This is a genomic window from Streptomyces sp. NPDC090445 (assembly GCF_044769385.1).
Lineage (GTDB): Bacteria > Actinomycetota > Actinomycetes > Streptomycetales > Streptomycetaceae > Streptomyces.
Genome location: NZ_JBIVXV010000011.1, coordinates 116121 through 128563, shown reverse-complemented (window position 1 = coordinate 128563; position 12443 = coordinate 116121). Strand labels below are relative to the sequence as shown.

Genomic DNA, 12443 nt, shown 5'->3' with positions numbered 1-12443 from the left:
ATGCTCTTCGACGGTGCCGACGACGTGGTCCGCGTGTCCTGCGACGACTCGCTGCGACTCGGCAAGGACGACTTCACGGTCGCCGGCTGGGTCAAGTACAGCGCGTCCACGATCGAGCGTCCGATGGTCGTCGGCTACGAGCAGGACGGCGCCGCTTCGTCCTTCAAGCTCACTGCACGTCCCGACGGATCGATCAAGGGGTCGATCAAGGGCCGGATCATCGTGGACAACGTGGACGCGGACGGCAAGCCCGCCAAGGCACTCCGGGACGTCGTGCAGGAGGTGACCACGGCCACCGGGCTGGACAACGACCGCTGGCACCACGTGGTGCTCCAGCGCCAAGGCGCCGCGCTCATGCTGTCCGTGGACGGCGGGGCGAAGACCACGACGACCGCCGGAACCCTGCTGCCCGGGAAGGAAGGAGAGACGCCGAAGCCGGTCTCCGGCCTGCTGCTCGACCTCCGGGTCTCCCCACCCACCGGGCCCGCCCTCAGTTGACTGCCTGCTTCACGAGTGCGGCGATCCGGGCCTCCACCTCGGGCGTCACCTCGGTCAGGGCGAAGCCGGCCGCCCACATCGGGCCGTCGTCCAGCTGCGCCAGGTCGCTGAACCCGAGCGTCGCGTAGCGCGCCTTGAACTTCTCCGCGCTCTGGAAGAAGCAGACGACCTTGCCGTCCAGTGCGTAGGCGGGCATCCCGTACCAGAGCTTCGGCGCGAGGACCGGGGCGGTGGCGGTGATGACGGCGTGGACGCGCTCGGCCATGGTCCGGTCCGAGTCCTGCATCTCGGCGATCTTCGCGAGTACGTCCTGTTCCTCCTGCGCCGCCTTGTCCGCCTTCGAGCTGCGGCGCGCCGCCTTCTTGAGTTCCAGGGCGTGGTCCTTCATCGCGGCCCGCTCCTCGGCCGTGAATCCCGCGTGCGCGCTGCTGTCGGTGCTGCTCATGGTGGATCTCCCTCTTGAGGATCTTTGAGGATCTGGATGTGTGGATCTCGAGAAGGGGCCTCACGGCCCCCTGTTCGGGTCGTGCCATCGGCCCGTGAAGGCTTGGACCCCTCGGCCGTACGGCGGGATCGGGCGGGGCGTCAGGCCAGCCAGCGACCGTCGCGCATCAGCTCGCGGCCAGCCAGCTCGTTCTCCTCTCGCCAGGCCTGGATGCGGTGGGGAGTGATACGGAACCAGCGGTACGGAGTGGTCAGGGCGCGCGGGTCGAAGCCGGTGCGTGTGGCGAATCGGTCACCCCGTTGCGGCGGCAGTGCGTCGATGTCGAGGACCTCGACTCCGCCCTCGATCATGGCGACGTCGCGGGTGTGGCCGAGCGCGAGCCGAGCGGTCCGGGTGGCGGCCAGGTTCCGGCCGGTGGGGCTTTCTGCCGGGGTGGCCGCCAAGAGCGCCTCGCCGTCCCAGTCGAAGGACAGCGGTACCAGATGGGGGGCGCCGTCCGCCGAGGCACTGGCCACCCAGACGTCGATGTCGTGGGTGAGCCGGTGCTCGGTGTCGCGGCGGCGCTGTGCGCGGGAGCGGGGTGGGGTGCTCATCGGTCCTGCAGGAGCCCGAGGAGGTTGCCGTCGGGGTCGATGACGGTGGCCACCAGGCGGCCGCCGCCGACGTCGTGGGCGGGCTCCTTGACGGTGGCGCCCGCGGCGGTCACTTCGGCGAGCTTCGCCTCGATGTCCGGCACGTGCCAGTAGGCCAGTGACGAGGTCAGGCCCTGCGGTCCGCCGCCCGGGAGGAGGCCGATGTGCTGGCCGGCGACCTCGAAGCCGACGTAGTAGGGCCCGTCGGTCTGCGGTGCGACACCGAGCAGCGCGGCGTACACCGCCTTGGCCTGGGCGAGGTCGGACACGGGATGCAGCATGGTCTTCATCCCCTGGGTGGAAGAGCTGGTCACGGTCACTCCTGTCGTCGTGGGTTCCGATCGGCCCGGTGTGCGTTCCCGGGCTCGTTCCCTGTGATCACAGCTTCCCCCGGCCGGGGTACGGGGCGCCTCCGTGCTGACCACGGAAAGCACCACGGATAATGACCCGGTGTCCACTCCAGTGATATCGGCTCGGGAAGCCGACGTGCTCGCGCTGCTCGGGGAGCACCTGAGCAACGCGGAGATAGCCGCGCGGCTGTTCATCTCCGTACGGACGGTCGAGTCGCACGTCTCCTCGCTGCTGCGGAAGCTGGAGGTGCCGGACCGGCGGGCGCTGTCCCGGCGCGCGCCCGAACCGGCGCGTGCCGAGCGGGCGCGCCCTGCACCCGCGCTTCCGGCACCGCTGACGGCGTTCGTCGGCCGGACGCGGGAACGCGGGGAGCTGGCCGCGGCGGTGACGGAGCGCCGGCTGGTGGCCGCCGTCGGTCTGGGCGGGGTGGGCAAGACGCGGCTCGCGCTGGCGGTGGCGGCTCAGGTGGCCGGCGACTTCGCCGACGGGGTGTGCTTCGTCGACCTGGTCCCGGTCACCGATCCGGGGCGGGTGGGCGCGGCGGTCGCGGCGGCCATGGGCGTGGGCGAGCAGCCGGGGCGCAGCATCGACGACACGCTGGTGGCCGCGCTGGCTGACCGTCAGGCGCTGCTGGTACTGGACAACTGCGAGCAGGTGCGCGACGGGGTGGCGCCGTTCCTGGAGCGGCTGCTCGTGGCGTGCCCGGGGATACGGGTGCTCGCGACGAGCCGGGCCCGGCTGATGGTGCCGTTCGAGTGGGTCTTCCCGGTTCCGCCGCTGTCGCGGGTCGGCGGCGGCGAGTCGGAGGCGGTCGCCCTGTTCCTGGAGCGGGCGGCGGCGGGCGGCAGGGCCCCGGCTCCGGCGGAACACGAACGGATCGCGGCCCTGTGCGAACGGCTCGACGGCATGGCGCTGGCCATCGAACTGGCGGCGGCGCGGTGGTCCACGCTCGGACTGGACGGCCTGACGGCCGGCCTCTCCGACCAGCTGCGGATCCTCGCCGGCGGCCCCCGTGCCGACGGCAGGCACCGGTCGGTGCGGGCCGTCCTCGACTGGAGCCACGACCTGCTCGAACCGCAAGACCGGGCGCTGCTGCGGCGGGTGTCGGCGTTCGTCGCTCCGTTCACCGCCGAGGCGGCCGCCGAGGTGGCCGGGTTCGCCCCGCTGGAGGCGGCCGCGGTCGCCGACGGGCTCGGCAGGCTCGCCGAGCAGAGCCTGCTCGCCGTGACACCGTCCGAGACCGGCACCCGCTACCAGGCGCTGGAGACCCTTCGCCAGTACGGAACGGAGCGGCTCGCCGACGCCGGTGAGCTCACCGACGTCCGATCACGACACCTGGCATGGTGCCTGGTCGGTGCGGCCGGCCTCAAGGAAGGCGGCGGCCCGGACTGGCGAGCCCGGTTCGACGCGGTCGCGGAGGACCTGCGGGCCGCCTTGGCCTGGGCCGCAGCCCTGCCGGAGCAGCGCGCGGACGCGTGCCGTCTCGCCCTGTCCATGGCCGAGCTGGCCTTCACCCGCAACCTGCTGGGCGAGGCCCAGCAGCGGTACGAGCAGGCGGCCTTGCTCGCTGCCGGAGCCGACGCCGCCGACGCATTGCGGCGGGCCGCCGGAGTGGCCGGGTGCCGCAGGCTCGGCGACGACATGTACCGCCTGCACCGGGCCGCCGCCGAAGCCGCCCGCCGGGCCGGGGACACCGCCGCGGCCGCCCGCGACCTGGCGGCCGCCGCCACCGCCGCGTACCGCTTCTCCAGCACGTTCAGCCGGATTCCGCCCGTGGACGAGGTGACCGGCCTGCTCGCGGCGGCGCGCGAGCAGGCCGGTGACGACGACCCGGCCGCCGAGGCGGCCGTCGCGCTGGCCGAGGCGGCGGTGGTCGCGGACGCGTTCGGCGCGGTCCAGGGGGCCCCGGACAACTCCGCGCCGGACACCGTCGCGTGCGCCGAGCAGGCCGTCGAACTCGCCCGGATCGCGGGCGACCCGGTGGCACGGTCCGCCGCCCTCGACGCGCTCTCCGGCGCCCGGAGCTGGGCCGGTGAGACCTTCGCCGCCGCGGCCGCCGCCCGGGCCCGGCTCGACATCCTGGCCTCGGCACCGAGCGCCCCTGCCCGCACGCACGAGCTGATCGACGCCCTCGCCATGGCCGCCGCGACCGCCGTCGGCGCGGGCGAGCTGTCGGCGGCCCGCCGGTGGGGCAGCCGGCTCGCAGGCCAGCCGCAGCTGGCCGAGGTGGGCGACCACGCCACGTCCTGGCTGCTGGTCGCGGACGCGTTCGCGGGCCGTGCCGACGAGGTGCTCACCGGCAGCGTGCGCTTCCTCGACGCCTGGGAGCAGGCCGGGCGGCAACGGTCGTTCTCACTCGGACCGGCCGCCGCCTCCGTCGCGATGATCCACGGCTTGCGAGGCGACCACGAAGCCCGGGCGACCTGGCTCACGATCACCGACCGGGCCGGCAGCAAGGAGGACCACCAGCACGGCCACGGCGCCGTCTTCGACACCATGGTCCTGCTCCATCACGGGGACGCGGACACGGCCCTGGAGCGCATCGCGCCCGAGCCGGAGCACGTGTGGAAGTGGGTCTGCTGGGTCTGGCTGCACTGGTACACGGCGCTCCGGGCGGAGGCAGCGGTCCTCGCCGGGCACCCGGACGCCCGGGGCCGGATCGCCGCCGCCCGGGACGTGGTCACCGGGAACCCGGTCGCCACCGCCCTGGTGGACCGGGCGGAGGCACTGCTCGGCGGCGATCTGCCGCGGCTGCTCGCCACCGCGGCGGCGTTCGACGCGGCCGGCTGCCGCTACCAGTGGGCGCGCACGCTGCTGCTCGCCGGGGGCGAGCACACCGCGGCCGGCGCGTCCGCACTGGACGACCTCGGACTCACGCCCATGGCCGTGCGGGAGCCGCACCACTGGCGCCCCTGAACAGCGCGTCGCCCTCTCGGCCTCGACGCAGCACCCGCTGCCGGGTGCGTCCCAGTCGTGGATTTCCGGCCTTGCACAGCACGCGGCGCACGCGCCAGGCGCCGCGTGCCGTACCCATACCTGTACCCGTACCCGTACCCGTAGCCGTAGCCCGGCCGCTGCTCGTCGATCCGGTTGAGCAGCCGGCTCAGCAGACGCCGCAGCGACAGGAGGTGGCTCCGGGCCCGCATTAGGGTGCACTGCCATGGACGCTGCTGATCTCGACCGCCAGGCCCGGACCCTGTCCGGCTGCATACCTCCGCTCCTCGTCTCCCGGCTTCTCGAACTCGGCTACGGGGAGGAGGTGGCGTGCCAGGCCGGCCGTGGGGACTGGTTCTGCGCCCGTGAGTGGACGCGGCTGCTCGGTGACCAGGGGCGGCAGGCAGAGGCGTTGGAGGTGCTCGCTCCGTATGTCGCCACGGGCTGGTGGCCGGCCGCCCGGGCCCAGGCGGAACTGCTGGAGAGCTGGGGCCGGGCAGAGGAGGCGATCGTGCTGGCCCGGCCGTACGCAAGAACCGGAGGGCTACCGCTGGAGTTCCTCGCACGACTGCTGGCCCGGCACGGACGCAAGGACGAGGCGGTCACGCTGCTGAGCAACGGAATCGAGGACCAGCTCCTGGCCGCCGCTCTGGTCGACATCACCGAGGGGACGGACCGGGACGAGGAGATCGCCGCGCTGCTGGCCGCCCGGATCCCCGACCGGCACCGGTGCGACAGCCCGTGGTGCTGCCGTGGGCTCGACCCCGACACGGCCATCGGGCTGCTCGCGGTGATCCGTGAACGCCAGGGCCGCGTCGACGAAGCGATCGCCCTCCTGCACACCCGACACATCACCTCCGTCAACAACCACGACCAGCTGGCCGACCTGCTCGCGAGGCACGACCGGATCGACGAACTGCGCGCGTACGCCGCATCCGCACACCACGGGCACGCCGCGCGACGCCTCGCCGAGGTGCTGGAGGGGCGCGGTGACGTGGAAGGAGCGATCGCCGTGTACCGGCAGCCGGACCACTCACCGGCCCCGCAGCGCCACGATGCGGTGCAACTGGCGCAGCTCCTGGCCCGGCACGGCCGGGGCGACGAGGCGATCGAGGTGATGCGAACGCTCGTGGACTCTCCCGGCGGCGCGGACGACTGGATCGTCGACACGGCATGCACCCTGTACGCCGACCACGGCCGCGCCCAGGACGGCCTGGCCCACCTCGACGCCCTCAAGGCGCGCCGCGACGGCGAGGAGGAAGGGGACTTCTTCAGGATGCGACTTCGGCTCATGGCCGACTGCGGTCTGCTCGACGAAGCAGTCGAGCAGGCGCGGGCCCACCCCGAGGGCGACACCTCGTACGCTGCCTGGACCATCTCCGACATGCTCGCCGAGGCCGGACGGGCAGAGGAGGCCGTCGCGGTCCTCGAACCGCACGCCCCCGCCCACAGCAGTGCTCTGGCCGGCCACCTCATCGACCTCGGCCGGGTCAAGGACGCCGTGGCCCTCCTGCAGCCGCGCGAACCCGAGCCGGCCACTCCCGTCTGGACGGGCACGTTCTCCACCGAGTCCCCGTCCTGACGCCGCCCTCTCCGAGCCGCTGGGGATCCGCTGCGCCGGCGGGCGTCGCGCCTGCCGGGCGCGCCGGGTTCCCGGTCGGGCTTGGCGGATAAAGTCGATGACGTTCATGTGATCACCGCGAAGCCCTGGTTCGGGGCACCGAGGAGCCGTCCCGATGCACCACTCCGACTCCCCGTACGCCGCGCGGCTCGCCGCCTACGGGACCGTGGCCACCAGCTTGTCCCTGCTGAGCGACCGGCGACTCGGTGACATCGTGGCGTCCGCCCCTCCGGTCGGGTCCGGCATCGGCGGCAGGTCCGCGGAACTGGACGTCGACGGGACACGGGTCTTCGTCAAGAGGGTGCCGTTGACGGACGTCGAGACCCGGCCGGAGAACGTCCGGTCCACGGCGAACCTCTTCGGCCTGCCGATGTTCTACCAGTACGGAGTCGGCTCGGCCGGATTCGGTGCCTGGCGGGAGCTGGCCGTCCACACCATGACCACCAACTGGGTCCTGGGGAGGGAGTACGAGGGCTTCCCCCTGATGTACCACTGGCGGGTGCTGCCCGACTCCCCTCCCGAGGGCTTCGTGGACGGGTTCGGGGGCATCGACGGAGCCGTCGCCCACTGGGACGGCTCCCCGGCCGTACGCGAGCGGCTGGAGGCCGTCGGCCGGTCCTCCCACAGCCTAGTGCTCTTCCTGGAGCACGTGCCGCAGACGCTCGGTACGTGGCTGTTCGAGCACCGCTTCGAGCACGGCTTCGAGCACCGCGAGGACCCGGCGCCTGCCGGTGAGGACTCTCCCTACGCGTGGGCGGAGGACGCCTTGGCGCGGGGTGCCGCGTTCATGAGCTCTCGTGGGCTCGTGCACTTCGACGCCCACTTCCGCAACCTCCTGACCGACGGCCGGCTGATCTACTTCGCGGACTTCGGACTGGCCCTGAGCTCGGGCTTCGAGCTCTCGGCGGCCGAGGAGCGGTTCCTCTCGGACCATCTCGCGTACGACCGCCACTACACCGCGAGCCATCTGCTCCGCTACCACCTCGTCGACCGCGTTCGGGGCGGTACGGAAGCGGACGTGTTCCTGCAGGAGTGGATCGCAGGACGAAGGCCCGACGGAGTCCAGCCGGAGATCGCGGCGATCATCGGACGGCATGCCCGGGCCGCCGTCGTCCTGGACGGCTTCCACCGCCGGCTGCTCACGGAGAGCAAGCGGACGCCCTTCCCGGCCGCCGAGCTGGACCGCGCCGCGGCCGCCTCGGCCGTTGAGGCGGCACACGGTTGAGGAAGCGCATCTCCCCCGCCTCGCTTCTCCGGGCCGAGCCCGGTGAAGGACCGTACGCCTCGGTGCAGGCTCGCCGCACCTCCGGGGCTCTGCGCAGACCCAGGCGGTAGTCGCCGTCCAGCAGGACGAGGAGCCTGCCCGGCACCCGGGCACGGTGGCTGCGGGCACGACGGGGCTCAGAGAGGTGGCGTCCGCGGCTCGCACAGTCCTCTCTGCGCAGGCAGGCCAGTTCACACGTTTCCGTCTCCGGGCAAGTGCGGCGCATGGTGTGCGGGAGGGCGGCACGGACGACGGGGTCACGGCGTGACGGAGAGTACGATCTTTCCGGTGGTGCGGCCGGCCTCGCCCAGCGCGTGGGCAGCGGCGGCGTCCTCGAGCGGGAAGACCGCGTCGGCGATCACCCGCAGGCGGCCGTCCTCGACCAGCCTGGTGATCTCGCGCAGGCCCTGCCGGTCGGGCTCGACGAGCATGAACGCCGCCCGCACCCCGGCCGCCTCGGCCTCCTCGTGGGGGAAGGTGTCGTCCAGCGGCAGTATCGAGACCAGCCTTCCGCCCGGGCGCAGGGTGCGCAGGGAGCGGGCCCAGTTGGCGCCGCCGATGGCGTCGAGGACAACGTCGACGTCGCGGACGGTCTCGGCGAAGTTCCGGGTCCGGTAGTCGATCAGTTCGTCGGCGCCAAGGGAGCGCAGCAGGTCGTGCTTGGCTGCGCTGGCGGTGCCGATCACATGGGCGCCGCGGGCCTTCGCGATCTGGACGGCCAGGTGGCCGACGCCGCCCGCGGCGGCATGGATGAGGACGCGCTGGCCGGGCCGGACGTCGGCGGTGTCGACCAGGGCCTGCCAGGCGGTGAGCGAGGCCAGCGGCAGGGCACCCGACTCGATGTGGGTCAGGCCCCGGGGGCGGGGGGCGAAATGGCGGGCCGGGGCCGTGACGTACTCGGCGTAGGCGCCGGCCGGGTGCGGGAAGCGGGGCATTCCGAAGACCTCGTCGCCCGGCTGAAAGAGGGTCACACCGTCGCCGCACTCCTCGACCACCCCGGAGACGTCGAATCCCAGGGTGAAGGGAAGCTGCGTCCCGTCGGCGAACACCCCTCGCTCCCGGGTCTTCCAGTCGGCCGGATTCACACCCGCCGCGTGGACGCGGACGAGGATTTCGCCCCGGCCCGGCTCCGGGCGCCGGGTCTCGATGACCTTGAGGACGTGAGGCGCTCCGGGGGCGTCTTGGGAGACGGCGCGCATGGTGGGGGCGGTGGCGGTGGCGGTCCAGGACATGTGACGTTCTCTCTCCAGGATGCTTCTCTGCTGTACGTGCCCGTTCTCTTCTCCCGGGCACGTACAGCAGCCTGCCGGGCCCCGACGGCCCCCAGTAGCGGCGTGACGGCCACGGCCTGAAAGGATCTGGCCATGCACCACGTTGGCGTTCTGGCACTGGACGGTGTCGTCCCCTTCGAGCTCGGCATCCCCGCCCGCATCTTCGGCGCCGCCCGCGACCGGGCGGGCAACCCGCTGTACACCGTGACCACGTGCAGCCTCGACGGTGGCCCCGTACGGGCCGAGGCCGACTACGGCCTCACCGTCACCCACGACGCCTCCTTGCTGGCCGTCGTCGACACCGTCGTCATCCCGCCCTCCCACGCACTCGGCCCCATCCGCGAAGAGGGCCGCCTGCCCGCCGTGCTGCGCGACGCCCTGGCTGCCATCCGCCCCGGCACCCGGATCGTGGGCATCTGCACCGCCACGTACGTCCTGGCCGCCGCAGGGCTCCTCGACCACCGCCCCGCCACCACCCACTGGCGCGAAGCGGAGCGCCTGCAGCGGATGTTCACCACCACCCGCATCGACCCCGACGTGCTGTTCGTCGACGACGGCGACGTCCTCACCTCCGCCGGCGTCGCCGCCGGGATCGACCTCTGCCTACACCTCGTCCGCCGCGACCACGGCAGCCGGACAGCCAACGACGTCGCCCGCTCGTGCGTGGTGCCACCCTGGCGCGACGGCGGACAGGCCCAATACATCCAGCGCCCCGTCCCCGACCCGGCGGCCGCCGGCACCGCCCCCACCCAGGCATGGGCGATGGAACGCCTCGCCGACCCCCTCACCCTTTCCGACCTGGCCGCCCACGCGAACATGAGCGTGCGCACCTTCACGCGCCGCTTCCGCGACGAGACCGGCACCACCCCCCGCCAATGGCTGATCCGCCAGCGCGTCGACCTGGCACGCCACTACCTGGAGACCACCGACTGGCCCGTCGACCTCGTCGCCCACCGCGCCGGCTTCGGCACCGGCGTCTCCCTGCGCCAACACCTCCACGCCGCCATCGCCGTCACCCCCCAGGCATACCGCCGTACCTTCCGCCCCACCACCACGGACGCAGCTCCTGCCGCAGCCGCAGCCGGGGCCGCCTGAACGGCCCGGCCACCCAGACTGCGACGCCGCGTACGGCCCGCCCGCTCACCCGACCACCCCAAGGCCCGCTCGACGATCGCCGTCGGCCGCGGGGCCAGGGCGCCGCGAGGCTCTCCTCCCGGGCGTGGGTGTACGGCGGTCCGGACGCGCTCATCGCCCACGGCCGCGGCCGGGGCGCCGGCTTCGCGCTGGTGATCCACGGCCGGACCCGCGAAGCGCTGCTCCAGGTCGTCGACACGCTGGGGATCGCCTGCACCGACGAGGACGTCAATCCGCCCGGCGAGGTCCCCGAACCCCTGGAGGAGCTCGGCCCGTTCGCGCTCGCCGACGGCGACACCGACGACCGCTGGCGCTGGCGCTGGCGCTGGCGCTGGCGGGTGGAATCCACCGGCAGCTCCCCGGCCGCCGCCACCGTCCCCGCCTCGCTCCGCGCCCTGCCGGACCGCACCGCCGCCGCCCTCGACGAGGACGCCACCGTGGCCGCCGCGGGCGACGCCGAAGGCCGCGTCCACGTAGGGGAGTCCACCGCCGAGGCGGTCGCCGACGGGCCCTCCACGGCCGTCAGCAAGCCGCTGCACCGTGCCCCGCTCTGGCCTGCGGCCTGGGCGGACGGACTGGTCCGCATCTGGGACCTGGGCTCCCGCGCAGTGGCCCGGCTGCACCTCGGCACCGGCATCACGGACCTGGCCCTGGAGAGCGACGGCACGCTGTACGTCACCGGACCGTCCGGCCGCCCGGTGGCGCTGCGCCTCGATACGGAAAGGCTCTGGCCTCACCGCGCACTCCAGCTGCGTCTGGACGACGTCGGCTGGGGTTCGTACTGGTCCGGACGCGGTCCCGCGCACGCGGTGCCCGGTCTGATCCGCAAGGCGACGACCTCTACCGGCTGCTGGTCTCCAAGCACTCGGGGCTGACCGCGGCGGCACCCGCGGTGCCGTTCCTGGCGGAGCTGATGACCGACCCCGACAACCGGGCCCGTCCCACCCTGCTGCTGCTCATCGCGGACATCCCCGACTGCGACAGCGCAGAGAACCGGGCCGCGGTGCGGGCGGTACTGCCCTCCCTGCGCCATCTGCACGACGATCCGCTGCCGTCGATCCGGTGGGCGGCAGCGGAGCTGGAGAAGCACTGTGCACCGCGGCCGGAGGAGGAGTAGGCGAGCCCGGTTCCGGGTGAGGCGACCGCCGGACCCGCCGGCATCCGGCCGCGGCAACGCCCGCCGATGGGCATACGGCGTCGGAACCGGCCGGGCGGGCGCCGCTCGGGAGCCCCGTCGGCTGGCCGGCTCACCCCAGCGGAGGGGAACGCGCTGCGGCGAGCCGGCCAGCCGACGAGGCGTGAACGGGTCAGAGCGTCGAGGAACTCGTCGACCGACAGCAGCTACGCAACACAGCGTGCGCAACCTGCTGGTGGACTACCTTCGCCACCGCCGCCGACCTGGACCACTCCTCGCTGCGGCAGCTGGCCCGGGTTCTGCCCGGCACGTTCTGGAGCAACGTCGAGAAGGCGAACCCCGACGAGGCCGACCTGCGGCTGAGCGGGGAAACGGTTCACCGCCGCCGGCGCACAGTGGCAGCGCACCGCCAGCGAGTACGACCTCAAGCGCGCCCGGACGGAGAAGTCCTTCCCCGTCCGGGCGGTCAACCGGGACACCGGCGAGCCGGTCGCCGTCACCCGGGACGAGATCGCAGCCTTTCACGTCATCGCTCAGGTCATCCGCCGGCACCGCGGCACCTACGGCACGGTGCCGATCGCGAGCCGGTACGACGTCCACGAGAAGGTGTGGTGCCCGCCCCTGCCCAACCTGTTCCAGACCCAGACCGGCCTGGAGCGACAGGCAATGGGCACCAGCACGATCTGGCGCCGCCTGCGCAAGTGCTGCACCGAGCTGGCCAAGACCCACCCCGAGTTCTTCGGGACGACCTTCTCCGCCCACGACTTCCGCAGAATCTTCGCCACCGACCTGGTCAACTCCGGGCTGCCCATCCACATCGGCACGCCTGCATCCGATGCCCGATGCTCTCGGTCAACCCAACGATGCTGCCCCGGCTGGACGAGCCGGAGGACGACCTGGTCGCCCGCCGTCAGCATGCGATCGCCCAGGGCTGGCCGGGGCGAGGTTGAAGGCTTCGAGCTGACCTTGACGTTCCTGCGCTCCAAGCGGGCCAAGGTCCACCGAACACAGCAGCTGCCCCGTTGAACCTGGGCAGCACCCCCAGCAACAACAGCGGTGGTGCAGAGGGGCTGGCCTTCTGCAGATCAGGGATTGCTCCGAGCTGCGATAGTTGGCACCGAGCCGGGCGAATAGCTGCGCGAATCACAGGGGGAGACA

12 protein-coding genes are annotated in these 12443 nt (G+C 73.0%); 8 read left to right on the top strand and 4 right to left on the bottom strand.

From position 1 onward, the window contains the following. Positions 1-498: a LamG-like jellyroll fold domain-containing protein gene (locus ACIQUT_RS22120; RefSeq protein WP_403564913.1), complete on the top strand. Its 498-nt coding sequence runs from the start codon at positions 1-3 to the stop codon at positions 496-498. Here the strand turns inward: ACIQUT_RS22120 and ACIQUT_RS22115 are convergent. The 3 genes from ACIQUT_RS22115 to ACIQUT_RS22105 form a co-directional block, all read right to left on the bottom strand. Further along, a complete protein-coding gene (locus ACIQUT_RS22115; protein ID WP_403564911.1) occupies positions 491-943 on the bottom strand; it encodes an iron chaperone in 453 nt (150 codons plus the stop codon). The genes ACIQUT_RS22120 and ACIQUT_RS22115 overlap by 8 nt on opposite strands. Positions 944-1083: 140 nt before the next feature. Next, positions 1084-1536: a pyridoxamine 5'-phosphate oxidase family protein gene (locus tag ACIQUT_RS22110; protein WP_403564910.1), complete on the bottom strand. Its 453-nt coding sequence runs from the start codon at positions 1534-1536 to the stop codon at positions 1084-1086. Beyond that, positions 1533-1889, bottom strand: coding sequence for a VOC family protein (locus ACIQUT_RS22105; RefSeq protein ID WP_403564908.1), 357 nt, complete (start codon positions 1887-1889; stop codon positions 1533-1535). The genes ACIQUT_RS22110 and ACIQUT_RS22105 overlap by 4 nt, the downstream gene beginning before the upstream one ends. Before the next feature lie 136 nt (positions 1890-2025). Between ACIQUT_RS22105 and ACIQUT_RS22100 the strand changes: the two genes are divergently transcribed. The 3 genes from ACIQUT_RS22100 (at position 2026) to ACIQUT_RS22090 (ending at position 7706) form a co-directional block, all read left to right on the top strand. After that, complete coding sequence (locus ACIQUT_RS22100) at positions 2026-4842, top strand: ATP-binding protein (protein ID WP_403564906.1); 2817 nt, start codon at positions 2026-2028, stop codon at positions 4840-4842. 244 nt (positions 4843-5086) lie between these two features. Beyond that, positions 5087-6442, top strand: coding sequence for a hypothetical protein (locus ACIQUT_RS22095; protein ID WP_403564904.1), 1356 nt, complete (start codon positions 5087-5089; stop codon positions 6440-6442). A 154-nt stretch (positions 6443-6596) separates the two neighbouring features. Then, positions 6597-7706, top strand: coding sequence for a protein kinase family protein (locus ACIQUT_RS22090; RefSeq protein WP_403564902.1), 1110 nt, complete (start codon positions 6597-6599; stop codon positions 7704-7706). A 296-nt stretch (positions 7707-8002) separates the two neighbouring features. Here the strand turns inward: ACIQUT_RS22090 and ACIQUT_RS22085 are convergent, their stop codons facing one another. Beyond that, entirely contained in the window at positions 8003-8977 is a 975-nt protein-coding gene (locus ACIQUT_RS22085) for an NADP-dependent oxidoreductase (RefSeq protein ID WP_403564900.1), read from the bottom strand. A 132-nt stretch (positions 8978-9109) separates the two neighbouring features. Here ACIQUT_RS22085 and ACIQUT_RS22080 point away from each other — a divergent pair, with 132 nt between their 5' ends. The 4 genes from ACIQUT_RS22080 to ACIQUT_RS22065 all read left to right on the top strand — a co-directional run bounded on the left by ACIQUT_RS22080 (position 9110) and on the right by ACIQUT_RS22065 (position 12311). Then, on the top strand, positions 9110-10111 hold the full coding sequence (locus ACIQUT_RS22080) for a GlxA family transcriptional regulator (protein ID WP_403564899.1): 1002 nt from the start codon (positions 9110-9112) through the stop codon (positions 10109-10111). A 128-nt stretch (positions 10112-10239) separates the two neighbouring features. Continuing rightward, positions 10240-11025 carry a hypothetical protein gene (locus tag ACIQUT_RS22075; protein WP_403564897.1) on the top strand — a complete coding sequence of 262 codons (786 nt, stop codon included), beginning with the start codon at positions 10240-10242 and terminating at the stop codon, positions 11023-11025. 38 nt (positions 11026-11063) lie between these two features. Further along, positions 11064-11267 (top strand): hypothetical protein, encoded by a 204-nt coding sequence (locus ACIQUT_RS22070; RefSeq protein WP_403564895.1) that lies wholly within the window; start codon positions 11064-11066, stop codon positions 11265-11267. A 588-nt stretch (positions 11268-11855) separates the two neighbouring features. Then, complete coding sequence (locus tag ACIQUT_RS22065) at positions 11856-12311, top strand: hypothetical protein (protein ID WP_403564893.1); 456 nt, start codon at positions 11856-11858, stop codon at positions 12309-12311. The last annotated feature ends 132 nt before the right edge of the window (positions 12312-12443 follow it).